Origin of the sequence: Chitinophaga sp. 180180018-3 (assembly GCF_037893185.1) — a bacterium.
Taxonomy (GTDB): domain Bacteria; phylum Bacteroidota; class Bacteroidia; order Chitinophagales; family Chitinophagaceae; genus Chitinophaga.
Window position 1 is genome coordinate 7,289,661 of the sequence record NZ_CP140772.1, and the last position, 25,453, is coordinate 7,315,113.

The following is a 25,453-nucleotide window of genomic DNA, read 5'->3' on the forward strand; positions in this document are numbered from 1 at the left end:
CATGACGCTATAAAATATTGTAAGATTGTGATTTTTATACTGGTTACAGCATTCTAATATACAACTTAAATAGAGAAGCCAAAAAGGAAGAAATAATGCCTTTTTGGGTATCCGGTTAAGTGTACAATGAATTATGCGCAAAAAAAAGGAGAGAAATAGTTTCTCTCCTTTTTTTCAATATAAAGTTCTTAACCTAAAGCGATTCGCTTAAAGCCAGCCACTTTCAGGTCAGCATCCACTGATTTCAGGTAATCCGCTACGGACTTGTTGCTGTCCTTAACAAAAGCCTGTTGCAGCAGGGTGCTTTCTTTGAAGAATTTATTCACTTTACCGGCAGCGATCTTTTCAGCCATTTCAGCAGGTTTGCCTTCGGCTTTCACCTGTTCAACAGCGATTTCTTTTTCGCGTGCGATTACATCAGCAGGAACGCTTTCTGCATCTACAGCGATTGGGTTCATAGCTGCGATCTGCATAGCAATATCTTTACCTACTTCTTCAGTAACCGGTTTAGAGAATGCTACCAGTACACCCATACGATAGTTACCGTGGATGTAAGCGGTTACGCCACCAGCTTCAACAAATTCAAACTTATTGAGCGTGATTTTCTCACCGATCTTAGCAACCTGGTCGTTTACTTTATCGGCTACCGTAGCTCCATCCAGCTGAGCAGCGTTCAGGTCTTCAACGGTTTTGATACCATTAGACAGCGCCAGTTCAACGATAGACTGAGCAAATTTTATGAAGTCTTCGTTTTTAGCAACGAAGTCAGTTTCACAACCCAAACCCACGATAACACCGGTTTTACCATCAGCAGCAGTTTTTGCGATGATAACACCTTCTTTGGTTTCACGATCGGAGCGTAAAGCAGCCACTTTCTGACCTTTCTTACGCAGGTAGTCTACTGCTTTTTCAAAATCACCATCACTTTCTACCAGTGCCTTTCTGCAATCCATCATACCAGCACCAGTTTGCTGACGCAGTTTGTTTACATCAGCTGCTGTAATTGTTGCCATGAGCTATTATAAGTTTAATTTTTTGTAAATTTTTTTATTGACCTGCTTTTAACTATTAGCCTCTAGCAGTTAATCCCTACAGGATTTAACAGCTAAAGGCTAATAGCTTATAGCTAAAGAATACTATCTGTTAGGACCGCCTGGTTTTCTGGGGCCATTGTTGCCGCCAGTACCGGAAGGACGACGTTGACCGCCACCCTGGGCACCACCGCCACGGTTTGCACCGCCACCACGGTTAGCGCCGCCTGGACGGCTGGCACCACCTGGACCGCCCGGACCACGGCCACCGCCACGGTTTGCACCGCCGCCCTGACCTTGTCCACGACCAGCACCACCTGGTTTACGGCCTCTGTCACGATCTTCACCACCTTCTACGTCAAACTTACGTGACTTGTCATCTGCTTCTTCTACTTCTTCCTCTTCTTCAGATTTTTCAGTAGCTCTTTCAGACAAACCTTCAGCAATTGCAGCGCAGATGTAGCTGGTAACGATAGCAATAGATTTAGTTGCATCATCGTTAGCAGGGATCGCGAAGTCTACTTTAGTAGGATCTGAGTTAGTATCTACCATACCGAAGGTAGAGATGCCCAGGCGTTTAGCTTCTGCCAGTGCAATGTGCTCATGGCTGATATCAACCATGAACAGAGCAGCCGGAACACGAGCCAGTTGAGCGATACCACCCAACACTTTTTCCATTTTCTCTTTATCGCGGCTTAAAGTAAGACGTTCTTTCTTAGTGATGTTATCGAAAGTTCCATCCTGCAGCATTTTTTCAATGCTCTGCATTTTCTTCACACTCTTACGGATGGTAGCGAAGTTGGTGAGCATACCACCTAACCACCTTTCAGTAACAAAAGGCATGTTGATGTTACGCGCAGCATCAGCTACGATTTCTTTCGCTTGCTTTTTAGTAGCAACGAACATGATCTTCTTACCGCTCTTAGCGATAGATTTCAGGGCAGCTGCTGCTTCCTGTAATCCTTCTACGGTTTTGTTCAGATCAATGATATGAATACCTTTCTTTTCTGCGAAAATATAAGGCAGCATTTTTGGATTCCACTTTTTCTTCAGGTGACCGAAGTGAACACCTGCTTCCAGTAATTGCTGCTGCAATGAGGTATTATTTTCCATGTTTGTATTACTCAATTAAAAAGGATCAAATAATGTTTACCTGTTAGCTTCAAATAAAAACTAATAGCTAACCCAATAAAAGTATTAGCGTTTAGAGAACTGGAAGCTTCTTCTTGCTTTAGCTTTACCTGGTTTCTTACGTTCTACGCTACGTGGATCACGTTTCAGCAGACCTGCAGCTTTCAGTGCGGGACGGAACTCGATGTTCACTTCGCAAAGCGCACGGGCAATACCCAGCTTAATGGCTTCTGCCTGACCTTTGATACCACCACCCTGTGCATTTATTTTAACATCGAATTTATCGAGTGCATCGATGGTTTTTAAAGGCAGTTCTACCTGGTTCTGCAGGTAAATCAGAGAGAAATAGCTTTTATATTCCTTGTCGTTAACAGTAATGTTACCGGTGCCTTTTGCGATGTAAACGCGGGCAACAGCTTCCTTACGACGACCAATTGTATTTTTTTGCTTTTCCATGTATCAGAGAAAAATTAGAAAGTTAAAGGTTTTGGTTTCTGTGCAGCATGAGGATGCTCAGCACCGGCGTATACAAACAGCTTTTTGTACATAGCACGGCCCAGGCGGTTTTTAGGCAACATACCTTTAACAGCCTTTTCGATCAGTACCTCAGGGCGGCGACGGATCAGGTCTTTAGCCAATTCAATTCTCTGACCACCGGGGTAACCAGTGTAGTGCATGTATTCTTTCTCCTCCATTTTATTGCCGCTTAAAGCAATCTTTTCTGCATTGATTACAATGATATAATCACCGCAATCAGTGTGAGGCGTATAGTAAGGTTTGTTCTTACCTCTTAAAATCGCAGCCATCTTAGCAGCCACTCTTCCGAGTGTCAGGTTAGTAGCGTCTACTATATGCCATTCGCGCTTAACATAAGCGTCGTTAGCTGACTTAGTTTTAAAACTTAATGTATTCATTGTTGTATACGATAAAAATTACGTCTTATAAACAATTCCCCGTTATGAGGAACGCAAAGGTACATTGCTCAATCTGAATAACCATACTTTTTATCGACTTTTTTGCAAGACACCCTTGTAACTTATTGATTTTTAATAAAAAATTTGTATCAAAGTTATTAACAACCACACAAAGCCCCGTGAATAACTGACTTTTAACAGGTTGCAGGACGGGAAAACACCAGGCTCATCCGGTATATTTAATCGCGCATTCTTCCACCTGAGTATATAAGAACATATTCCAGTAATGTTGCCACAGAGGCCAGCGCCCCGGCCACATAGGTCATAGCGGCCCACCATAGTGCATCTTTGGCCTTGTCGTGCTCCTGGCGCTGCAGTACCCCGCTCCGGTCCATCCAGGCCAGCGCCCGCCGCGAAGCATCAAACTCAACCGGTAGCGTCACCAATGCGAATAAGGTTGTAACACCAAATAAGATAATACCGCCTAATAATAACGGCGGAAATATATGTATCAGTAAAACACCAGCCAACAACACCCAGGGTACAATAAATGAGCTGAAACGTGTAACAGGCACCAGCCCCGACCTGAGTCCCAGCCAGGGATAAGCAGCTGCATGCTGTACCGCATGCCCGCATTCGTGTGCAGCCACGGCCGCGGCCGCCACATTCCGGCCACTATACACATCCGGGCTCAGATTCACACTTTTATCGGCCGGATTATAGTGATCCGACAGCAAACCTTCCGTCATCCGGATCTCAACATTGTATATCTGATTGTCTGTCAACATTTTCTCTGCAACTTCACGACCCGTTAGGCCCGAAGCAATGGGTATCTGGCTGTAAGCCTGGAACTTACTCCTGAGTCTGTAGCCTACCAGCATACTGATACCAGCAAAAATCAACGATAAAAACATCATTCCAGGTGTCATCTTTATAAAATTTTAGACACCCTGGGGTACAAATACCCCTCCACCCCCTCTCCTTTAAGATATATTTAGCACTTCCCTGCCATCCCTTCTTTTTACCACTGAAATATAAATTTAACACTGTCTTTTTGTCTTAAAAACATCTTTCAAATCATTAAAAAGAGACACATTGTCACAAAGGCAAACAGCTTTTATTAGTAGTTTTTCATATGCAAAAATGATCAACATCAACCCTATTTATCAACATTTTACGAGCAGCCAATGAAAGTAATATTGAACAAAAACAAGCGCTGAAACAAGCGATGGCAGCCACTTTATCAGATCGGGGAAAAGGCTCAAAAGTTATTCACATCAATTAAATAAACTTTTTTATTCTGAAGCCATTTTGTAATTTAGACCTGAATTTAATGGGTTAGTAAGTAGAAAGAGTCAGCGGAATCTTCCGTTTGGCTCTTTTCTCTTTTTATACCTTTTTACCCCCCTCTTTTTATCCCCTGTTTTTATCAATCTGACTCCTTTAGAGATAAAACTATTTACTTTGTATGCATCCTGTTTAAGAAAATTATGAGTAAGATAAGAACTGCTTTTTTTTGTCAGAATTGCGGATATGAATCAGCTAAGTGGAATGGAAAATGTCCGAGTTGTGGTGAATGGAACACTTTTGTTGAAGAACGTGTACAAAAAGATACCTCTCCGCGACAACAAGACTGGAAATCCGACGATACTACCCGTAGCAATCGTAACGGGAAGATCATCAATATTGCCGAAGTGGTAACCCGTGAAGAAGAAAGAATCCTCACTCCCGACAATGAGTTGAATCGTGTACTCGGTGGCGGTATAGTAGCCGGCTCACTGGTATTGGTAGGTGGTGAACCCGGCATCGGTAAATCAACGCTCTTTCTGCAAAATGCACTTCAACTGAAGCATATCAAAACATTATACATCAGTGGAGAAGAAAGTGAGCAACAGATAAAAATGCGGGCCGACCGCATTAAAAATTCCAATGAGCAGTTTTATCTGCTTACAGAAACGTCCACCCAAACAATTTTTCAGGAAATTAAAAAGCTACAGCCGCAACTGGTGATTGTAGATTCCATACAAACACTGCATACTCCTTTTATAGAATCGGCTCCTGGCAGTGTATCCCAGATCAGGGAAACTACTGCCGAGCTGCAACGTTTTGCCAAAGAAAGTAATATTCCTGTATTCCTGATCGGACATATTACAAAAGACGGCTCCATTGCCGGTCCGAAAGTACTGGAACATATGGTAGACACGGTGCTGCAGTTCGAGGGAGATCAGCATTATGCTTACAGAATACTGCGTACCATTAAAAACAGGTTTGGTTCCACTGCAGAACTGGGCATATATGAAATGACCGGCACTGGATTGAGACAGGTCACCAACCCTTCCGAGATACTGATCTCACAACGGGAAGATCTTCTCAGCGGTGTGGCTATATCTGCTACCATGGAGGGAATGCGACCATTGCTGGTGGAAGTACAGGCACTGGTCACGCAGTCGGTTTACGGCACGCCGCAACGCACGGCAACCGGGTTTGATCTGCGCAGATTGCAATTGCTGCTCGCCGTACTGGAAAAACGTGGTGGGTTCCATTTCGGGGTGAAGGATGTTTTCCTCAACATTGCCGGTGGCATCAGAGTAGAAGATCCTGCGATAGACCTGGCTGTACTATGTGCCTTGCTTTCATCGTATGAAGACAATGCCATTTCTCCTAAAATTTGTTTTACCGGAGAAGTGGGACTAAGTGGTGAAATCAGGGCAGTGAACCGTATTGAACAGCGGATTGCAGAAGCAGAAAAACTCGGCTTTGAAAAAATATTTATCTCCCGGTACAACAAAAAAGGGATTGATTTCAGTAAATTTCAGATTGAAGTGATTGCTGTTGGAAGAGTGGAAGAAGTTTATCAGCGATTATTCTGAGATATCGCATTAACCATATCCTTAAACACCATCTGATGTTAACCAGTTTGATTTCCCCGCTGGTTCACCTGTTCTACCCGCACTGCTGTGAGCTGTGCGGGACTGACCTTCCCGGAACAGATGAACTATTATGCCTGCGTTGTCAGGAATCTTTGCCACTAACCTGTTTTCATCAATACAGCAATAACCCTGTCGAAAAAATTTTTCATGGCCGGGTACAACTGCACCGGGCAACGGCTGTTTATTACTACCATCAGTCGTCCGGTATCCAGCAGCTCATCCATCGCCTGAAGTACAAACAGCGCGCCGATATAGCCGGCTGGCTTGGAAAGCAGGCTGGTTGTCAGTTACAGGAAGCATCCTGGATAAAAGACATCACCATGCTGGTACCGGTTCCGTTAAATCCGCTGAAAGAAAAAAGACGGGGATATAATCAGGCTTATCTTCTTGCAGCAGGAATTGCGGAAATCGTTCCGCTTCCGGTAGTACCCAAAGCGCTGTACCGGGAACAATTTACCGCCACTCAAACACGCAAGGGAAGAGCTGAGCGATGGCAGAATGTGGCAGCAGCATTCCGGGCAAATGAGCAGGTGCTGGCCGGCCAGCATGTATTGCTGATCGATGATGTTGTTACCACGGGGGCCACTACAGAAGCCTGCTGCCAGGCACTACTGCAGGCCGGAGCCACTGCCAGTGTATGTTGCATGGTCTATGCCTGGAAATGACAACTGTGGCCTGTTGATGATCAGCCCGGTTTCATAATTCTATAACCGAAAAGCCCGAAAACGGAATCTAAAAAACATTAACTTTACAAATACAACAGCTATTGCTGTTACACAATAATCATCTCTTTTAAACCTGATAATATGTTCAGACTAGCTATATTGTCAATTTTCATGCTGTTTACCTCATCCCACTTATACGACTTCAAAGTAGATGCAATTGACGGAGGAAAGATCGATTTTTCTGCCTACAAAGGGAAAAAGGTGTTGATTGTGAATACTGCTTCTTTATGCGGAAATACCCCTCAATATGAGGGTCTGGAAAAACTCTACAAAAAATACCAGGATAAGCTGGTAATTGTAGGTTTTCCGGCCAACAACTTTGGCTCCCAGGAACCAGGCTCCAATAAGGAAATACAAACATTCTGTACAAAACAGTATGCAGTGACTTTTCCGATGGCAGCCAAGATCTCTGTAAAAGGAGCTGATATTCATCCACTATATAAATGGCTGCTAAGCGAAAGTAAAGCTAAGCATATGGAGCCGGCCGAGGTTACATGGAATTTTCAAAAATACCTGCTGGATGAAAAAGGTAATCTGGTAGCGGTATTTTCTCCAAAAACTCAACCGGAAGCTCCTGAAGTGATTGCTGCTATTGAAAAATAGGTTTGTCTTTCTGCCTGTTATCAGTTTTATAGCTTAATCTTTTTCCTCAGATACCTGCGTTTGACGTATACCCGTCGGCGTAAGTGCCTGTTGCTATTATTCAACGTGTAACTGTATTCATGAAACACCTCTTTGCCTCCAGCCGTTGCCTCCGGCTATTGCTCGCAATGGGCTGCCTTTTGGCTGCCTGTAAGAGTAACAGTGTAGACACTCCGGCGATTTCCTGCCCCAATATGAAAATGGCCGTGACCGTGGGAACCCGGTCTGACTCGCTGAATTTTACGCGGGGGCTTCTGATCCGCCAGCGTACCGACAGCGGGATACTCAAACTGCTAAGTGTGGAAACCATATCTGATTCGTTCAAGGTCATTTTGAATATTTCGGATGGCATTTACGATGAAACATCTATGAAAGACGACAGTCTCCATCTGAAAACGTATACTTATTCCCGGCTTGGCCGCCCGCAGGGTGGACTCGTAGTAGTAGGTATGCGGAAGATACCAGGAACCCCATTCGACTTTCTGACCACCGACAGCTCCAGCATTACGCTGGAAAGGGTAAATGTGACGACGAAAACGATTACCGGTACATTCTATTTCACGGACAAAAGCAGAGCCATCAGCGGATCGGGCAGATTTGAGACTGCCTGTTTCCTTTCCCTTGAATAACTGATTCACGCCCTTTTCATTATCTTGCGGCCATGCTATTTTCAGATATCATAGGACAGGCTGATGTGAAGCAGCAACTCATTCAATCCGTTCAGCAAAACCGGCTGAGCCATGCCATGATACTGCTTGCCCCGGAAGGTGCAGGTGGTTTGCCACTGGGGCTGGCATTTACACAATACCTTGTTTGCGAAAATAAACAACCGGAAGGCGCGTGTGGCCGTTGCGCACCTTGTCTCAAAGCCAGCCAGTTTGTACATCCGGATATACATTACTCCTACCCTGTTATACCCCGTAAACCAGGCGACAAACCCGTCAGTACTGATTATATCAGTGAATGGAGAGAATTTATTTCCACTCATCCATACGGCAATACTTATGACTGGCTGCAATTTATCGGCGCAGAAAACAAACAGGGAAACATTACCGCCAACGAATGTCAGGACATTATCCATAAACTGAACCTGAAAAGCTTCGAGAGTGGTTACAAAATATTACTAATGTGGATGCCGGAGTACCTGGGCAATGAGGGTAATCGCCTGTTGAAGCTGATAGAAGAACCTCCGATCAATACTCTTTTCATATTGGTAGCAGAGAATCAGGAACAGATCCTGGCAACGATCTTATCAAGAACCCACCTGATTCGTATAAATCCGATGGCAAAAGATGATATGATCGCAGCGCTGGTTGGCAGAAATCAGGTAGCTCCGGCCAGAGCAGGGCAGATTGCCACTATTACTGCAGGCAATTACCGCGAGGCGCTCTACCTGTTACAACACTCAGACGACGACTATCACGAGCTGCTGCGCAACTGGCTCAACCATCTTTTCACCGGCAATCGCGTGGCATTACAGGAATGGATTGATGGTATCTCAAGTGCCAAAACAGGACGCGAGAACCAGAAACAGTTCCTTCGCTACTTCGTCAACCTGCTTGAACACACCATCCGGTTGCAATACCTCGACAAGAACCTGTTGGCATTTTCTCAGGAAGAAACAGATTTCGCCGGCAAGCTGGCCAAACTGGCTAACCTCGACCAGATGCAGCAAATCGCGGAAGCACTGAATAACGCCAGTTACTACATTGAGCGCAACGCCAATGGAAAAATGCTTTTCCATGCGCTGTCCATCAAGCTACAATATATATTTAAAAAGAAACCTATGCCTGTAATGTAATAAGCGGGCATCTCCATACAGCTTATCGACGCCTTTTCCCTATCTTTGTTGCTTCCGGTGCTTTGTTTTTCTGCAAGGAAAAACGTATTTTGAAGAACTGGAATAACCTGAAATGCTTATTTATAAAATTTAAACTAATTAATAATATGGCTTGTGCCGGATGTGGTACGGGTGTGGAAGGGAAGCCGTCAGGATGCAAGAGTAATGGAGGATGCAGCACAGGAGGTTGTAACAGACTGAATGTATTTGATTGGCTGTCCAATATTCCCCTTGGTGATAGCTTAGCACCATTTGACATTATAGAAGTCAGTTTTAACAATGGCAGCCGCAAAGACTTTTTCCGCAATGTTACCAAACAGCTCTTCAGCAAAGGAGAAATGGTAACGGTGGAAGGGGTTAGTGGGTTTGACGTTGGAACGGTAAGTCTGACCGGCGAACTGGTAAAACTGCAGATGAAAAAAAGACGTGCAGAAGACACCCCCGAAGTAAAAAAAATTCTTCGTCGTTCTACGCAGGATGATCTCCAGAGAATGAGCGACAATAAGGCCCGCGAAAAAGAGGCGCTTATCAGATCAAGAGCACTGGCCCGCAACCTGGGGCTGGAAATGAAATTGGCAGAAGTTGAAATACAGGCTGATGGCCGTAAAGCAACCTTCTTCTATACTGCAGACGATCGCGTTGATTTCAGGGAACTCATCAAAGTATACGCATCTGAATTCCGTGCAAAGGTGGAAATGCGCCAGATTGGTGCCCGCCAGGAAGCCGGAAAGGTTGGAGGCATCGGTAGTTGCGGCCGCGAATTATGCTGCTCTACCTGGTTATCCGACTTCAAAAGCGTAAACACTACTGCCGCCAGGTACCAGAACCTGTCTATCAACCAGGCAAAATTGTCCGGACAATGCGGCAGGTTAAAATGCTGCCTCAACTATGAGCTGGATACTTACCTGGATGCCCTGAAAGACTTCCCCGAAGACGCCGACAACCTGGAAACAGCTAATGGCGTTGCTCATCTTCAAAAAAGGGATATCTTCAAATCTCTCATGTGGTATTCTTACGAAGGCAGTAACAAACAATACCCGCTCACTATTACAAGGGTTAAAGAGATCCGCCAGCTGAACAAACAGGGTGTCAGACCAGATGACCTGAAACCAGTAGAAGTGGTGACAGCCAAACCGAAAGAAGCCGACCTGGGCTATGCAGAGGTAGTAGGACTGATCAGTTTGAAATCTCTCGAAAAAACTGCACAGAAACGCAAGCAGAAAGATAAAGACAAACAAAAGCAACAGAAGGCGGCGGAGCAACAGAAACAGGGCCAGCAAAAAGGTGAACAGCCTAAAGCTGCCAAGCCCGACAATCGTCAACAACCGCAGAAAACCAGGGAAAACCGCCATCAACGGCACCAGGGGTCTAAACAAGGCAAGGAACAACAGCCTCGCCCTGAACAACCTGCCCGTTCCGAACAGGGCCAGAAACAGCAACAGCCGCCCCGGCAGCAACAGCCTGGACAACCTGCGCAGCAGGGACAGGCGCAGCCTGGACAGGCACCCCGGCAAGACAGACGTCCTCCCCGGCACAAACACAAATCAGGAAATAAAAATAATAATCCGGAAAAAGGAGAAAAACAGCCCTAGCTGTTAGCTATCGTAATAAAGCAAATGACCGAAGTGATGATATTATCGCTTCGGTCATTTGCTTTATTACGATAGCTAACAGCCAGTATAAGCTAAAATAAAAGGCCGCCCAGACGAGGCAGCCTTTGTTAACAATTGGTTTTTGCTTATGAGAAAATTTTGAATATTTTTTTACCCTCCCGTCACAAAATCAACCACACAGGCGCCCCTTCCGGGCTTAAACGAATCCAGGATCTCAGGATTCGTTTTCAAACATAAGTTTATAGTAATTCATGTTAGTAGCTTCATCAAACCCACGTTCTATCATTTCACGATTACCATGAATATACACATGAAAATTCCGGTCCAGTTTCAAAATGCTTTTGAATACTTTCTGCTGTTTCTTCACAGCAGGTGCTGATATTTCAAATTCATCAGGAATATCTTGCTGAAAATGGCTGGCATATTCATTCCTATACTCTTTAAACGATGCGATAGCATCCGGATGGCCCAGTACCTCATTAGCAAAATCGTCCATCTGAAACTGCTCTTTTTCTTTGAAATACGTGGCTGATTTATTCAGCAGATCAACCTGATCTACCCGGCTCATCTCATATTCTGCAGGAAGTTTATTGTGAATGAACTGCCTGCACATGTCCACTGCTGTTTCTGTTTGCAGGTAACTATCTTCCCTGCGTTGTACCTGAAGAAAGGCATCTTTCCAATATACAGCTTCGGCCTGCTTACCATTACTGTCTACAATACTTACTTTATATCCTTCTGACTCTTCGGTGTTAAATACCAGACATCCTTTGTCCAGTTTGTTGATATTGATACCATCTTCGTAATTAACCTGGTAATTTTCATCCGCCAGGAATACCTTCAGGTATGTATCCCGGTTTTCCGATTTAAAGATACCGATGGCTTCTACATCTTCCCCATCTACATGACATTTGCTAAAGTAGGCTATATAAAGCTCTCCCCCTTTTATTTTGGGATGGGTGGAGTGTTTATACAGATGCCTGGCAATATTTACTGATTGCTCCTGGAACTCATCCCTGTCAGTAAATATACGTCGACAATATTGAAAAATTTCATTCAATTGTAAATCTGCATCATGACGAAACCGAAAATATTCGGCAGTATTAGCAAAAGGCTGAATAAAATATGTAACCAATAACTGGCTGATCGTTTCATCCTCCAGCTGCAAAGGCGCTTTGGAACACAGCAGGGCCTCATCGTTAGAGGAATTGCCTACCTTGTGAATCGTTAAATGCGCCAGATCTTTAAACTCCGAAACATGGATCATGGGCGCAAAATTAATAAATTAGTTGACAGCCAGAAGGGGCATATTAACCGGTAATTATTTCTTGATAATTTAATTACATATCTGTATTTCACCAGTCCAAAATTAAATTTTCTTAAATAGTTATTTAACTTAAAGCTCCAAAAAAAGTGGAACATGAAAAAGCATTTATACCTGCTGTTAATAGCCGGTGGATATAGCCTGTCGCTGACAGCTCAGCACAAAGCAGCTGAAAGGCCACTATATGAAGCCCGGGATCTTACCGCCGAGCATACCTTCTCTTCTAATATTGAAGGACCCAACTTTGACAAATCGGGTAATTTTTACGTGGTAAATTTTCAGAAAGATGGCACTGTAGGGAAGATCAACACACGAACCGGTGCCGGAGAAATATTTGTGACCCTGCCGGATAGCAGCGTGGCAAATGGCGTGCACTTCAACAGCAAAGGGAACATGTTCCTGCCCGATTTTATCCGTCATAATGTGCTGATGATCGACATGCACACCAAAAAGGTCAGTGTATATGTCCACTCCGATCAGTTCAACCAACCTAATGATCTGTGCATCAACAGCCGTGATCAGATCTATGCAACAGACCCTAAATGGGCCAACAATACCGGGCAGCTATGGCGCATTGATGCCAACCGCAAACCGGTGCTACTGGAAGCCAATATGGGTACCACTAATGGCATAGAACTCAGTCCGGATGAAAAAAACCTGTATGTGAACGAAAGTTTTCAGCGCAAAGTCTGGAAATATGATGTGGACAAAGCGGGTAACATCTCCCATAAAACCCTGTTCGCCAGCTTCCCTGACTATGGCTTCGACGGCATGAAATGCGACAAAGCCGGGAATCTGTATATCGCACGCTGGGGAAAAGGAGTGATTGCGGTAATGTCGCCACAGGGGAAACTGATCCGGGAAATTCCGCTCAAAGGTAAACAATGCAGTAACCTGGTATTTGGTGACAACGATGGTAAAACCCTGTATGTAACGCTACAGGACCGGAAATGCGTGGAAACGGTGAGGGTGGATATTCCGGGGAGGAAGTTTTAGAGAATATAGAATTAAGAAATAGCGCGAAGACCTTAGCAATTGATAATAATTTGCTAAGGTCTTCGCGCTATTTCTTAATTCTATATTCTCAATTCGTCATTCTACCTGATGATCAGCATCCAGCCTTTATTTTTAGCAACCGGGATTTCAGCATTTTTATCGAATACCTGTCCTTTCTGGAAATTACGTATATCCGGTGCAGTTATAACAGCCTTTGCAGGGTCGATGCCCAGGGCTTTCCAGTCGATATTCAATTTGATAGTTGTATCTTCTTTGGCCCAGCTGGCAATGGATACAAGCACGGCGCCATTTTTTCTGTAGATGGTGGCTGGTACCGCCGGGTTATTGGTCTTAACCGGATTATTTTCCACCCAGTATCCGATCATGCCGGAGCCTTGTATACCGAAATCGTCCCAAACTTTCCAGATAGGTCGGGGATCTGAAGTGGCAGTCCATGGCATACGGTTGGTCATCCCATACACCATGCCTCTCCATTGATTCCCGCCATCCTGCAGCATTTCGCCCATCAGGCCGAAAGGAATACCACTTACTTCAGTAAGGAAGAAATCCGGGCTGTTGTTCTCATAATCAAAGTATTCCCCGAACCAAAGCCTGTTCAGGTAAGGAAAATGCTCCATATACAGCACCGCGCTGTTAATAAATCCGTCCGATTTATTGTATTGATTAGCAGAATGCAGGTCAATAATACCAGGATGATTATCGCGTGTCAGCACGCGTTTCACCCGTTTCATTGTTATCCGGTCAAATGCCACATCGTCCAGGTAGATACCGTCGATACCTACGTTCTGAACCAGCCAGTTCATGCCCTCCACGTAGTAGTTATGCCAGCGATTCATGCCGCTGTTGATAATGGCCGCATCTTTGAATTCCGGTACAAACCAGGCTGCAATATAATCCTTGCCGACATGTTCCTGTAACCAGGAGAAGCCTCCTCCTTTGCCCGGGCTGTATACTTCATGTCCGAGACTTCGCAGCGGGAAGGTTTCCCATGCATGGTTCGACAGCTCCCTTACCGTATTGTATATCTTCACACGAAGCCCTTTGCTGTGGGCGTCGTCGATATATTCCTTCATTTTCTTCCATTCGATGAATGGATAGTTAATCCAGGGATTGATATCAGTACCATGATGAATATTCACGATGGTGGCACCTTTGGCCCGGATGCTGTCGAGGTTGTCGTATTTGTGATAGAAGCGGGTCGCCCACTGGAAGTCGGTGTTGATGGGGTGGAACGGCGTAATGATAAGGTGAAAATTGTAATACAGCACATCGCCTTTGTGCATGATACGCTCGCCACTATAGCTGTTCACAAGGATCGCTTTGCCCTTCTCTCCTATGGTGATACCGCCTTTATTATCATTCCCCCAGGATACAGGTAACAGCAATGGTTTCTGCAGATAGAAATTGGTATTCAACGGGCGTACGTAATGCTCATCGCGAAGATTGAACTGTATCCCGGCATTTACATCTCCTATCCAGGCGCCATCCTGATTTTTGTGTTGCACATCCCATTTCCAGTCGATCTTCTCAGGACGCAGACCGCCCTTCTGATTCAGGCCCATCATGTATTTGGCGGCATCTTTCTCGAAGGGCAAATGCATGGTAATCTCTTTCAGGGCAACATCTTCCTGTGCTGTCACTTTCACGATGTAGTCTATAAAGCCATCCGCTTCGATAGACGCCGTGATATCCATTTGCAGACCAGTGGTGGTGTTGGTAGCCTTCCAGCTGATCTTTCCCGGTTCTTTCGAGATCACCTCCCAGCCGCTGTTTTTCCAGGAAAGGTCTTTTCCGCTGGCGGCCGATGTGAAATGAAAGTGTACCGGTTCTGTAAAAATATTCTTTGGATGATCAGCCAGGCTCGTCATTTCAGGTGTGAAGAAGGTCTGGATCTGCGCCGGAAGCCCATCTTTAGCGATGCCTATTTTGCGTCCGAGCAAGCTGATCACGCTGTCTTTCATTTCCAGCGGTGTATATGGTGCAATAACCGAATTATCCTGTGCCAGCGTAGAATTAAGCCATTTCAGCCTGGTTTGCTTCCAGGGTTCATTAAATCCGCTGTTTACAGCCAGTTTATCCGTTACGGTTAGTGTCAGCTCAACAGGTGTTGAACGCATGCCCGGCGCCGATATGGTCGCTTTTCCTTTGTAAGTTCCAGCCACGGTACCAGCGGGTACATCAATCCCGCACCACATTGCCTGTACTTTTCCCTCCGGAATATCCACCGTAGCGGTAAAAGGCTGTGCATCATAGGTGGTTCCGGTGGTATTAATGCACGAAATGCTGTTGGCTGGAATCATTTTCCCGTTGGCGGCTTTAAGGTCAGAGAAAGCAATTTTTACATCTCTCATTTCCTTTCTTGTATATATGCCCAGTTGAAAAGCATAGTATTCTCCCCTGTTGGCCTGTCCGGAAAATGCCTGTGAGGGGCCTTTCTTTATCCAGCGCTGGGGCAGGTCGTCCGTCATTCTGATGGGAAATTGCCTGTCTTCCGGAAACACCAGATATTCCGGTCCTTTGTGTGTTTCATTCAGGTGCTTTAATTCAGCTGCGGTGGCAATCACTTCCATAGGATAGAAGGTGTTGAAGGAATCTATGGCCTCTATCTCCTTAACAGTGGTATTGGGTTTCATACCTGTAGGGATGGTCTGCAGCCAGCTGTCGCTGGCGGTATTTTCCGGGCTCAGGTATACTCCTTTGGGGTAGTTATTGCGGCCTTCGTTTTTTGAAGGAAGATAGTAGATGTAATAATCACCTTTCCCTGAAACAGGCTCGAAACAGATATCTCCCTGTTCCCGGGTGGCTGTCACTGTTTTTACGTTCAGTACTTTCCCGCCTGTTTTCGCATCCTGAACAATGATGCGTTTTAATTCCGGCTGTTCATCGCGCCGGCGCCAGGGGACTACAACACGGGCTACCTTGCCGGTACCGCTGAAAGCAACTACTGCCCTGTGATTACCCAGAGAATCTGCATTCCAGGTATGGTTACCGGACGTGTATTTCAGCTCCTGGGCATTGACGGCAGTTATGATGCCGAAAGCCCATCCTGCCAGCAGTAATCCTCTCTTTAAGGAACGGCGATGATGGTTGATTTGATACATGAAGAATAATGTTTTTTAATGTTCACCGGTCATAAATTTACTACTGTTGTATTTTCTTTTCCGGAATATTTTATAAAAGCGAAAGCCCCGTTTTACGGGGCTTTGCCAGGTTATTATCATTGAATCGGATTTTGTACCAGATTGGGATCCAATATGATCTCCTGTTCTGGTATAAAGTGTACCACGCGGGCATCCGTATAGGAAATGGTTTGCGGATTGGTTTGTACTCCGGGATAGTTCCTGTAAACATTGCGATTGTTACGGAACAGATCAAAAACACGATGCGTTTCAAAAGCCAGCTCCAGACGGCGTTCATCCAGTACTACGTCCAGCACGGAAGGATAACCATGCAGGTCACTCAGGGAGTTGAACAGGGCGTTTCCGCTAAGGCCGGCTCTTCTGCGGATGATGTTCACATCATCGAGGGCTGCCTGTGCATTACCCATTTTGGCATTGGCTTCTGCCCGGATCAGGTACATTTCGGCGAGGCGCAGTACTACCGGAGAACTGAGGGTAGGCACATTATCCTGGTTAGAGTATTTCAGGATGTACCATTTCTTCACACCATTGCGGTTCGCCATCACTTTCTGGCCTGCATTATCCACGGAATCTTTGCCATACTGATCTTTCAGATAAACCGGTTGTACGAAGGCATTACGCGCATCTTCCGGATGCTGTTTCAACAGCGCGAGATAGGATTCTGAAGCATATATTTCACCGTATCCCATACCGCCGGGCGACATATAATACATAGACCCGATAGCGCCCCAGGTACGATCATCCTGCAGTGTGTGGTGAATGGCGAAAATGGTCTCCTTATTGCTTTCATTGTTCCGGGTGTAATAGGCCGGCAGATCTGAAGTAGGAACAAGGCTGTACCGGTCGGAACGGATCACAGAATCAGCGTAGATAGCAGCAGAATCATTCCTTCCCATGTACAGGTATGTTCTTGCCAGCAGGGCCATGGCAGCGCTTTTGGTGGCATAGCTGCTAGTGTTGGAATTATCCATCAGATCCTTTCCCTTCTTCAGGTCGGCAATGATCTGTGCATATACTTCCTTTACCGTATTACGTTTAGGCAATGCCGTTACATCGAACTTTGTGATCACCGGAACGCCTGGATTTGTTTCAGGGCTCTGGCTGTAAGGGCGGCCAAAAGTACGTACCAGCGAAAAATGTGCAAAAGCGCGGATGAACAGGTTTTCACCGATCATTTCATTTACCGCTGCCGACCTGCCTTCCGGCATTACTTGCAGCAGCATGTTACAGCCGTTAATCGCTTTATATGCCATGCGCCACAGCTGTAGTGCATTTCCCTGGTTGGTCAGATGGCCGTATGTATAAGAAAAATACAATGGATCAGTAGTGGCGCCGCTTAAAGCAATGTCGTCACTGGGGAATTCTCCCATCTGGAAATAGTTACGGGTAAAATCTGCATTTTTCAGCAAGGCATAATTACCCACTGTTGCGGCTGGCCATTTGGTTTCATCTTTCAGGATCTTATCATCCGGAATAGCGCTGTACGGCTCTTTTTTGAGTGAACAGGAAGATGCTGCTGACAACAGTAACAGTCCTGCTATATATTTAGACATGTGTTTCATGATCATCACTTTTTGCTCCTGTTAAAAATTGATTTCAAGCCCTGCAAACCATTTGGTACTGGCCGGATACTTCACGTAGTTGATACCGCGGTCGTCCACTTCCGGATCGATGCCGGAGAATTTGGTCAGCGTCCAGAGGTTATCACCTCCTATAGAGATTCTTGCACTGCCAATATGTACGCGGTCGAGCCATGCTTTGGGCAGCGCGTAGCTTAGGTTCACATTTCTCAGACGCAGGTAGCTTCCATCTTCCAGGAAACGGGAAGAGGTTTTCTGGGAGTTCTTATTGCCTTTGATAACGTATTTTGGATGCGTGGCTACGTCACCGGGTTGCTGCCAGCGGCTCCAGCCTTTATCGAGCGCCATCATGTTATACGTGTAATATGCGCCATCGTTGTCCATCAGTTCGCGCGTGCTGTTGTACACCTGGTTACCGGAAACAAACGACAGGAAGGCACTCAACTGGAAGTTTCTGTAAGTAAAAACGTTCCGCATACCTCCGAAGAATTTAGGCGTTGCTGAGCCTACAATCTGCAGCGTTGCATCGTTATAGTTGCTGGTAGTCGCCCTCGTTTCTTTCCCGTTGGCATCGGTTGTAACCTTTTCCCACAGCGGGTTACCGTTGCCAGGGTCTACGCCGGCCCATTTACGCATGAAGAAGCTGCGCATATCCTGTCCCTGGCGCAATACAAAGTAACCACTGATCGGGTCAATGATCTGTGCCTGGCCACCATACAGATCTGTTACCCTGTTTTTATTGAATCCGATATTAAAGTCGGTGCTCCAGCTGAATTCACCAACAAGGTTATCAGTATTCAGGCTGATTTCGATACCCTGATTGCGTACAGAGCCCACATTCCGGGGAATATAGCTGTAGCCGGCCGTTCCGGGCAGGGGCACATTGAACAGGAGATCTTTACTGTCTCTCTGGTAGATGTCTACCGTCAGGTTAATGCGATTAAACAGTCCCAGGTCGAAGCCTACGTTAGTGTTATACGCTTTCTCCCAGGAAAGCCGGGGTACATTGTAAACACTGGGATAAGCACCAGGGAAACCATTATACTGTGTGTTGATGGCATAGGCGCCGATGGCTGTATAATCACCGATCTCCGCGTTACCGGTTGTCCCATAGCTGGCCCTGATCTTCAGGTTGGAGATCGCCTTGATCTGCTTAATGAATTCCTCTTCTGAAGCGGCCCAGGAAGCACCTACTGCATAGAAATTCCCGTACTGCCTGTCGAACCCGAATTTTGAAGAGCCATCTCTTCTGAAGGATGCAGTGAGATAGTATTTATAATTGTAGTTATAGTTTGCCTGTAAAAAATAGGAGTTAAACGCCCGTCCTATTTTTGTTCCGCCAACAGACATCGGAGAAGATGTACCATCCAGTACTTCCACTCCCTGCAGCACTCCCTGGCCTTTTCCTGACATATTATTCAGGTTAATCTGCTGGAATTCCGCACCCACCAATCCGTCTATGTTGTGTACTTTATTGATGGTGTAACGGGCTTTCAGCAGGTTGGAGCTGATATAGGCAGCAGAGTCCTGGTAGTAGTTATAGAGCGTGCCCCGGTAGTCGGAACCGGCTGACGTTCTGGAATCTTCGTTGCTTTCCTGGTTATAGTGATAATACTGAGCCCTGTTAGTGGAACTGAACGACAACCATCTGGTGATATCATATTCCAGCTTCAGCAACGCTTCGATCGATTGCCGTTTATTTTTTATGTAGTTATACTGCTGATCATATACAAAGTTGGTCATATCCCTGCCATACCATTTTGCTACGTCGAGTGGGTTCACTGGTTTACCCTGACTATCAAAAGCCTTATCCCAGGGCAGGTTAGTGTAGTATTGATACAGGGAGCCGTTTGAATTGTCGCGGCTTGATGTTTGTGTGCCGGCAAAATTAGCGCTTACTCTTAATTTGTCGGTAATGTTGTGATCCAGATTAAGTCTTGCGCTGAACCGCTCCAGGCCAGTACCTTTCAGAATACCATCTTCCTTATAATAGTTACCACCCAGGTAAAATCTTGTTTTCTCATTACCACCACTGGTCGATAGCTCATAGTTCTGGTTGGTGGCGCTCTGGAAGGCCAGCTTCTGCCAGTCGGTGTTGATATTCTTTACTGCCGGATCCAGGTTGGCGCCAGCAGCCTTCTGCAGGTCATAGAGATCGGCACCGTTCATGAGGTGAAAATGTCCGGTGTTAAGATAGGCAGCGCCTACGTTTGTGCGGAAATTAACCTTCGTTTTGCCCGCTTTCCCTCTTTTGGTAGTAATTACCATTACGCCGTTGGATGCGCGTGCTCCGTACAATGTAGTGGCAGCAGCGTCTTTCAGGACAGTCACGCTTTCTATATCGCTGGGGTTAGGTAGCCCGCCGATAATTCCATCTACCACTATAAGTGGAGTATTGCCGGCAGTGAGGGTACCATTACCGCGGATACGTACAACCGGAGCAGCAGCGGGATCTCCTGAACTGTTTCCTACAAATACGCCACTCACTTTACCCTGCAACATTTTATCCATGCTGCTCGCGGTAACGTCTTTCAGTTTAACAGCACTTACAGCCTGTGCAGCACCCGTAAGGTTCTTGGTGGTGGTGGTGGTGTATCCCATCACCACTACTTCTTCCAGCTTTTTGGTATCTGCGTCCAGTTTTATCTGTAGTTCCTGACGGCCGCCAATAGCTACTTTCTGTGTGTTATAGCCTATATATGAGAACACCAGCGTGCTGTTCTCAGCAGGAGCCTGTATGGTAAATTTGCCCATGGCATCTGTAACAGTACCAATGGAAGAGCCTTCCACAGACACGGTTACGCCCGGCAGTGGATCTTTTGTAACAGCATCTGTTACAAACCCGGTCACTTTTATTTGTGCTGTACCCGTTGGGGTAATCACTACCAGATTGTTTTCCAGCACCTTGTAGGTAACATTGGAAGAATTGAAGAGCAGCTTCAGTACATCATTGATCTTCTTGTCTTTTACATCTATGGTAATGGGTCTGTCCAGGTCTGAGAAACTTTCGTTGTAGAAGAAGCGATAATTACTGTTACTCTCGATCAATTTAAAAACCTCTTTCATGCTTTTATTTTCGGCATGCAGTTCTTTTATCTTTTCCTGGGCATAGGCGCCGGCAGATACTTGTAGGAACGCTCCGAAAATAAGTAGCCCGGTCATTTTCATCATGAGCAATAATTTTCGCCCGGGGCAAAAAAATGCCGCCGGGTTTGCAGTGGATTTCATAAACTTGTATAGATTTTAGTTAAACGAATAATTACGGTGGTTGCCCGTCGCAAGGGCAATTCACCTATCATGTGATTTTCGTTGGTTGGGGTAAGTCGCATTACCCCAATTTTTTTAGTTTTTCGTACTACCGCGCATTTAATTTTGGTTTACAGGTGATTGAATGTTGATACCGTACTTTCCGGGTTCTTACCGGTTCCTGATTGCTTTTGAATATTTCTCTTTCAGTTCATTGTCCACCGCCAGCGTTACTACGCCTTCATCGATGCGGTATTTCAACGGAGCAGTGAGTTTCAGGATATTGAGCACCTGTTCCAGTGTTTCCTGCCGGAATGTTCCGCTGAAGCGATACCCTTTTAGTTCCTCGTTTTCAAAATGTACTTTGACATTGAATCTCCGTTCCATGGTAACTGCCAGCTCGTCCATGGTTTGAGCCGATATGATCCAGTTGCCGTCTTTCCAGGCAGTGTATATCTCTGTATTGTTCACTTCCCTGCTTTCTACCGGAGCAGCAGCGCTGCTGTCTCTGACAGACACAGGTTGTTTCAGTTGTTCATTGTTATTGGTGCCCGGCGGTTTCTTATATACTACATGCTGATGTGGTTTCATCATCAGGCCGAAAGGGGTGATCGTTTTGCTGCCATCGATCTTCACTGCTCCATCTACCAGTGTTGTTACCACTGTTTTGTCTTCCGGGTATGCCTTTACGTTAAAAGAAGTTCCGAGCGCCATTATCCTCAGGTCAGCAGCCTTTACTGTAAAGGGTTTTCTGGCGTTGGTATGTACCTGGAAGAAAGCTTCACCTTCCAGCAATACTTCCCTGTTCTGTTGATTGTAATGTTGTGCATATTGAAGCCTGCTACCGGCATTCAGCCACACTTCAGTACCATCGGAAAGCACGATCCTTGTAGTAGCTCCTTTTGGGCTGGTGACAGTTACCAGTCCATTGTCGCTTTGCTGTTTCCTGAAAGAAGACCAGCCATATACCAATCCGCCACCAATCAGAAACGGCAGCATATAAGAAGCTGCTATCCTGAAATAGCCTCTCCATGGCCGCACGCTGTCGGGACGAACATTGGTCCAGGCTTTATCAGTATCATAGCTTCCGGCCGAAGCAGTTGCCTGCCAGGTATCACGCAGCTGCAGGAAATAATTCCTGTTTCCCTCTTCAGCATGCACCCATTGCGTCAGCATTTCCTGCTCTTCAGCAGAAATATTTCCCGACAAAAAACGTATTATCAGGTCGTCTACCTGTTCCTGTGTATAGTTAAACTTCATCTTCCAGAAAACAGATAATAAGACAATCCAACAGATCCGGCAGGGTGACAAGCAGCCAAAAAAAATTTACAATTATTTCAGGAGGGGTAGCAGTTCGTCCCTCAATTTCTGTAGTGCGCGGGTCATCTGGGTTTTTACGGTATTGATGGAGATGCCCAAATGCCGCGAGATTTCGGGATAACTTAATTGTTCGAAGCGGCTCAGGCGGAAAACATTCTGGCATTGGGGTGGCAGCCTGCTGATGGCTTTTTCTGCAAGTCCTTCCAGTTCGGATGTTTCCAGCTTTTCAGCGGGGGAAGCATTCAGGCTGAACAGTGCCACACGCGATTCCAGCTGTTGCAGTAATTCAGCACTGTATTTTGTCCGTACTTTATGCTGTTTCAGGTAATTGAGGCAATTATTCTGTACTGCCCTGTAGAGGTAGGCTTTTTCGGAGACTTCGATATGGAGTTCATGATATCGTTCCCATATCCTGGTGAAAGTGTCCTGTACTATTTCTTCTGCCAGCTCGCGGCTATTCACAAAATCGAACGCGAAAGCACAAAGCACGGCATAATATTCCCTGAATAGAGATTCAAAAGCAGGAAGTTGGCGTTGTTGGGTTATATTTGATCTTACATCCTCCACTGTTCCGGTCGAAAAGACTGTGACTTTTAGCTATTAGCCTCTGGTAAAATGCAACGAAGACCACATTATTATTAATGAAATATAACATGGTCTTCGTTGCATTTTTTGCCAGAAGCAGGCAGTTAAAAGCTGTTTACATGCAAAGTCCACCGCAAACGCTGAGCGTTTGGCCGGTTACATAGCTGCCCATATCGGATGCCAGGAAAAGACATACATTGGCAATGTCTTCCGGTTTACCGAAACGGGCCAGTGGAATTTGCTGAATATAGTTGCCAGCACTCTCCCCTTCTTTGAGGTAACTGGTCATATCGGTTTCAACGAACCCCGGAGCTACCGCATTGCAGCGGATATTACGGCTACCGAGTTCCTGTGCTATGGATTTGGTGAACCCGATTATACCGGCTTTAGAGGCAGCATAACTGCTCTGGCCGGCATTTCCCATGATACCGATTACAGAGCTCATGTTAATGATGCTACCGTTTTTCGCTTTCATCATTGGGCGGATCACCTGTTTAGTCATGTTGTATACACTCTTCAGGTTCACATTCATTACTTCATCCCACTGTTCCGGGCTCATACGAAGCAGGAGATTGTCTTTGGAGATACCGGCGTTGTTGACACAAATATCTATTTTACCAAAGTCTTTCAATACTTCAGCAACGAGGGTTTCGCATTCCTCATAGACGCCGGCGTTGGATTTATAAGCTTTAGCCTTAACTCCCAATGCACTGAGCCTGGCTTGTAGTGCCTGTGCTTTTTCATCGGAGCTAACATATGTAAAAGCAACATCAGCGCCCTGTTCGGCAAATTTCACTGCAATTGCTTCTCCGATGCCGCGGCTGGCTCCTGTTACAATCGCTACTTTGTTCTCCAGTAATTTCATGTTATAGTTGATAGGTTTTAAGCATTCATATTTTCAGCCACAAATTTCAGAATCTCTTCCAGGTATTTGCGATCATTGTTCAGTCTGGGTACTTTATGCTGACCACCCAGTTTCCCTTTACTCTTCAGGAATTCACAGAATGTTCCTTTGGGTAAAACGTGTATTACGGGCATATGCAGCGCCAGGTTTTTATACCTTTTAGCTTCATAGTCAGAATTGATAGATTTCAGTGTATCGTCGAGGATGGTAGTAAAACGCTCCAGGTTGTCGGGGGCTACTTCAAACTCCACCAGCCACTCATGGCCGCCATTACCATGATCACTGAAATAAACCGGGGCAGCGGTATAGTCGTTCATAACAGCGCCGGTAGCCTCGCAGGCTTTTGCCATGGCGGTATCTGAATTTTCTACAATCACTTCTTCCCCGAAGGCATTGATAAATGATCGTGTACGGCCACTTACCTTGATCCGGTATGGAATAAGAGAGGTGAATTGAATAGTATCGCCCACCAGGTAGCGCCACAAACCGCCATTGGTGCTAATAACAAGTGCATAATTCTTTCCCAGTTCCACTTCCTGCAGTTGCAGGGTCTGAGGGTTATCTTTCCCCAACTCTTCAATGGGCATAAACTCATAAAAGATACCGTGATTCAGGAAAAGCAGCAAGCCTTCTTCTCCAATGACATCCTGGGCAGCAAAAAAGCCTTCAGACGCATTGTAGGTTTCCTGATAGTGCATCAACGGGTTCCGGATAAGCTTTTTAAACTGCTCCCGATAAGGAGTAAAGCTGACCCCACCATGCATATAGAGCTCCAGGTTGGGCCAAACATCTGCCAGATTATCGGTTCCGGTAAGCTCAAAGATCCGCTTGATCAGCACAATGGTCCATGTAGGTACCCCTGCGATAGAAGTTACATTTTCATGGATCACCGCATTGGCCATACGTTCTATTTTTTCTTCCCATTCATCCATCAGTGCTATCTCCAGGTCTGGTGTCCGGATCATATTGCCGTAAAACGGCATATTCTGCAACATGACCGCACTCAGGTCTCCGAAATAGGAGTCGCTGTTTTCGGAGAGTTTGTTCACCTGGTGGCTTCCGCCGATTACCAGCGACTTACCGGTGAACACATCCGAATCCGGGAAGTTATTATAGTAAAGCGTAATTACATCCCTGCCAGAGCGATAGTGACATTCGTCGAGGCTCTCCACTGTAACAGGAATGAATTTGCTTTTATCTGCTGTTGTTCCGCTCGATTTAGCAAACCATTTGATGGGCGTATTCCACAGCACATTTTGCTGCCCTTCCATCGTGCGCTGAATATAGGGTTTGATGGTATCGTACGTGTGAACGGGTACCTGCTGTTTATATTCATCTATTTTGTAAATCCGTGAAAAGCCGTACTGTTTACCGAACTCGGTATACTGTGCAGCGCTTATAAGGTTTTGGAATACCTGCTGCTGTACCTGCACAGGATACTGCATAAAATATGCAATACGCCCCATGCGTAACCTTGCCAGTTGTGATATTGCAGGACTTAAAATTCTCAT

The 25,453-nt window shown here is 45.7% G+C and carries 20 protein-coding genes; 7 read left to right on the top strand and 13 right to left on the bottom strand.

Annotated elements, in window-relative coordinates; all coding sequences use genetic code 11:
• Nucleotides 1-188: 188 nt before the first annotated feature.
• From tsf to UNH61_RS28765, 5 genes are all read right to left on the bottom strand, one after another.
• On the bottom strand, nucleotides 189-1,013 hold the full coding sequence (gene tsf / locus UNH61_RS28745; protein WP_326995454.1) for a translation elongation factor Ts: 825 nt from the start codon (nucleotides 1,011-1,013) through the stop codon (nucleotides 189-191).
• Between the two features lie 123 nt (nucleotides 1,014-1,136).
• Nucleotides 1,137-2,144 (bottom strand): 30S ribosomal protein S2, encoded by a 1,008-nt coding sequence (rpsB, locus tag UNH61_RS28750; protein ID WP_326995455.1) that lies wholly within the window; start codon nucleotides 2,142-2,144, stop codon nucleotides 1,137-1,139.
• 84 nt (nucleotides 2,145-2,228) lie between these two features.
• The gene (rpsI, locus tag UNH61_RS28755) at nucleotides 2,229-2,618 is read right to left on the bottom strand and encodes a 30S ribosomal protein S9 (protein WP_326995456.1); all 390 of its coding nucleotides are present in this window, start codon (nucleotides 2,616-2,618) and stop codon (nucleotides 2,229-2,231) included.
• A 14-nt stretch (nucleotides 2,619-2,632) separates the two neighbouring features.
• Entirely contained in the window at nucleotides 2,633-3,076 is a 444-nt protein-coding gene (rplM, locus tag UNH61_RS28760) for a 50S ribosomal protein L13 (protein WP_326995457.1), read from the bottom strand.
• A gap of 239 nt (nucleotides 3,077-3,315) precedes the next feature.
• A complete protein-coding gene (locus UNH61_RS28765; protein ID WP_326995458.1) occupies nucleotides 3,316-4,005 on the bottom strand; it encodes a zinc metallopeptidase in 690 nt (229 codons plus the stop codon).
• A 561-nt stretch (nucleotides 4,006-4,566) separates the two neighbouring features.
• On the opposite strand from UNH61_RS28765, the gene radA reads away from it, so the two are divergent.
• The 6 genes from radA to ricT all read left to right on the top strand — a co-directional run bounded on the left by radA (nucleotide 4,567) and on the right by ricT (nucleotide 10,805).
• Complete coding sequence (gene radA / locus UNH61_RS28770; protein ID WP_326995459.1) at nucleotides 4,567-5,946, top strand: DNA repair protein RadA; 1,380 nt, start codon at nucleotides 4,567-4,569, stop codon at nucleotides 5,944-5,946.
• A gap of 35 nt (nucleotides 5,947-5,981) precedes the next feature.
• Nucleotides 5,982-6,671: a ComF family protein gene (locus UNH61_RS28775; RefSeq protein WP_326995460.1), complete on the top strand. Its 690-nt coding sequence runs from the start codon at nucleotides 5,982-5,984 to the stop codon at nucleotides 6,669-6,671.
• A gap of 141 nt (nucleotides 6,672-6,812) precedes the next feature.
• The gene (locus UNH61_RS28780; protein WP_326995461.1) at nucleotides 6,813-7,334 is read left to right on the top strand and encodes a glutathione peroxidase; all 522 of its coding nucleotides are present in this window, start codon (nucleotides 6,813-6,815) and stop codon (nucleotides 7,332-7,334) included.
• A gap of 119 nt (nucleotides 7,335-7,453) precedes the next feature.
• Nucleotides 7,454-8,002, top strand: coding sequence for a hypothetical protein (locus tag UNH61_RS28785; protein WP_326995462.1), 549 nt, complete (start codon nucleotides 7,454-7,456; stop codon nucleotides 8,000-8,002).
• 32 nt (nucleotides 8,003-8,034) lie between these two features.
• A complete protein-coding gene (locus tag UNH61_RS28790; protein WP_326995463.1) occupies nucleotides 8,035-9,174 on the top strand; it encodes a hypothetical protein in 1,140 nt (379 codons plus the stop codon).
• A gap of 146 nt (nucleotides 9,175-9,320) precedes the next feature.
• Entirely contained in the window at nucleotides 9,321-10,805 is a 1,485-nt protein-coding gene (gene ricT / locus UNH61_RS28795) for a regulatory iron-sulfur-containing complex subunit RicT (protein ID WP_326995464.1), read from the top strand.
• Between the two features lie 235 nt (nucleotides 10,806-11,040).
• Here ricT and UNH61_RS28800 read toward each other — a convergent pair whose 3' ends face one another.
• The gene (locus UNH61_RS28800; protein WP_326995465.1) at nucleotides 11,041-12,093 is read right to left on the bottom strand and encodes a nucleoid-associated protein; all 1,053 of its coding nucleotides are present in this window, start codon (nucleotides 12,091-12,093) and stop codon (nucleotides 11,041-11,043) included.
• 153 nt (nucleotides 12,094-12,246) lie between these two features.
• On the opposite strand from UNH61_RS28800, the gene UNH61_RS28805 reads away from it, so the two are divergent.
• Entirely contained in the window at nucleotides 12,247-13,146 is a 900-nt protein-coding gene (locus tag UNH61_RS28805) for an SMP-30/gluconolactonase/LRE family protein (RefSeq protein WP_326995466.1), read from the top strand.
• A 101-nt stretch (nucleotides 13,147-13,247) separates the two neighbouring features.
• Here the strand turns inward: UNH61_RS28805 and UNH61_RS28810 are convergent, their stop codons facing one another.
• From UNH61_RS28810 to UNH61_RS28840, 7 genes are all read right to left on the bottom strand, one after another.
• Entirely contained in the window at nucleotides 13,248-16,268 is a 3,021-nt protein-coding gene (locus tag UNH61_RS28810; RefSeq protein ID WP_326995467.1) for a glycoside hydrolase domain-containing protein, read from the bottom strand.
• A gap of 116 nt (nucleotides 16,269-16,384) precedes the next feature.
• Nucleotides 16,385-17,869: a RagB/SusD family nutrient uptake outer membrane protein gene (locus UNH61_RS28815; RefSeq protein WP_326995468.1), complete on the bottom strand. Its 1,485-nt coding sequence runs from the start codon at nucleotides 17,867-17,869 to the stop codon at nucleotides 16,385-16,387.
• Between the two features lie 21 nt (nucleotides 17,870-17,890).
• Complete coding sequence (locus UNH61_RS28820) at nucleotides 17,891-21,058, bottom strand: TonB-dependent receptor (RefSeq protein ID WP_339070474.1); 3,168 nt, start codon at nucleotides 21,056-21,058, stop codon at nucleotides 17,891-17,893.
• 246 nt (nucleotides 21,059-21,304) lie between these two features.
• Nucleotides 21,305-22,393 (bottom strand): FecR domain-containing protein, encoded by a 1,089-nt coding sequence (locus UNH61_RS28825; RefSeq protein ID WP_326995470.1) that lies wholly within the window; start codon nucleotides 22,391-22,393, stop codon nucleotides 21,305-21,307.
• A 72-nt stretch (nucleotides 22,394-22,465) separates the two neighbouring features.
• The gene (locus tag UNH61_RS28830) at nucleotides 22,466-23,020 is read right to left on the bottom strand and encodes an RNA polymerase sigma-70 factor (protein WP_326995471.1); all 555 of its coding nucleotides are present in this window, start codon (nucleotides 23,018-23,020) and stop codon (nucleotides 22,466-22,468) included.
• A 133-nt stretch (nucleotides 23,021-23,153) separates the two neighbouring features.
• Nucleotides 23,154-23,903, bottom strand: a complete 750-nt coding sequence (gene fabG / locus UNH61_RS28835; RefSeq protein ID WP_326995472.1) for a 3-oxoacyl-[acyl-carrier-protein] reductase — start codon at nucleotides 23,901-23,903, stop codon at nucleotides 23,154-23,156.
• Nucleotides 23,904-23,920: 17 nt separating this feature from the next.
• Nucleotides 23,921-25,453, bottom strand: coding sequence for a GH3 auxin-responsive promoter family protein (locus tag UNH61_RS28840; protein ID WP_326995473.1), 1,533 nt, complete (start codon nucleotides 25,451-25,453; stop codon nucleotides 23,921-23,923).

Coding starts and splice junctions, on each gene's coding strand:
- tsf (WP_326995454.1), bottom strand. CDS start 1,013: ATGGCAACAATTACAGCAGCTGATGTAAACAAACTGCGTCAGCAAACT.
- UNH61_RS28820 (WP_339070474.1), bottom strand. CDS start 21,058: ATGATGAAAATGACCGGGCTACTTATTTTCGGAGCGTTCCTACAAGTA.
- UNH61_RS28785 (WP_326995462.1), top strand. CDS start 7,454: ATGAAACACCTCTTTGCCTCCAGCCGTTGCCTCCGGCTATTGCTCGCA.
- fabG (WP_326995472.1), bottom strand. CDS start 23,903: ATGAAATTACTGGAGAACAAAGTAGCGATTGTAACAGGAGCCAGCCGC.
- UNH61_RS28790 (WP_326995463.1), top strand. CDS start 8,035: ATGCTATTTTCAGATATCATAGGACAGGCTGATGTGAAGCAGCAACTC.
- UNH61_RS28825 (WP_326995470.1), bottom strand. CDS start 22,393: ATGAAGTTTAACTATACACAGGAACAGGTAGACGACCTGATAATACGT.
- UNH61_RS28815 (WP_326995468.1), bottom strand. CDS start 17,869: ATGAAACACATGTCTAAATATATAGCAGGACTGTTACTGTTGTCAGCA.
- UNH61_RS28800 (WP_326995465.1), bottom strand. CDS start 12,093: ATGATCCATGTTTCGGAGTTTAAAGATCTGGCGCATTTAACGATTCAC.
- rpsB (WP_326995455.1), bottom strand. CDS start 2,144: ATGGAAAATAATACCTCATTGCAGCAGCAATTACTGGAAGCAGGTGTT.
- UNH61_RS28840 (WP_326995473.1), bottom strand. CDS start 25,453: ATGAGAATTTTAAGTCCTGCAATATCACAACTGGCAAGGTTACGCATG.
- UNH61_RS28775 (WP_326995460.1), top strand. CDS start 5,982: ATGTTAACCAGTTTGATTTCCCCGCTGGTTCACCTGTTCTACCCGCAC.
- ricT (WP_326995464.1), top strand. CDS start 9,321: ATGGCTTGTGCCGGATGTGGTACGGGTGTGGAAGGGAAGCCGTCAGGA.
- UNH61_RS28810 (WP_326995467.1), bottom strand. CDS start 16,268: ATGTATCAAATCAACCATCATCGCCGTTCCTTAAAGAGAGGATTACTG.
- UNH61_RS28805 (WP_326995466.1), top strand. CDS start 12,247: ATGAAAAAGCATTTATACCTGCTGTTAATAGCCGGTGGATATAGCCTG.
- rplM (WP_326995457.1), bottom strand. CDS start 3,076: ATGAATACATTAAGTTTTAAAACTAAGTCAGCTAACGACGCTTATGTT.
- rpsI (WP_326995456.1), bottom strand. CDS start 2,618: ATGGAAAAGCAAAAAAATACAATTGGTCGTCGTAAGGAAGCTGTTGCC.
- UNH61_RS28780 (WP_326995461.1), top strand. CDS start 6,813: ATGTTCAGACTAGCTATATTGTCAATTTTCATGCTGTTTACCTCATCC.
- UNH61_RS28765 (WP_326995458.1), bottom strand. CDS start 4,005: ATGACACCTGGAATGATGTTTTTATCGTTGATTTTTGCTGGTATCAGT.
- radA (WP_326995459.1), top strand. CDS start 4,567: ATGAGTAAGATAAGAACTGCTTTTTTTTGTCAGAATTGCGGATATGAA.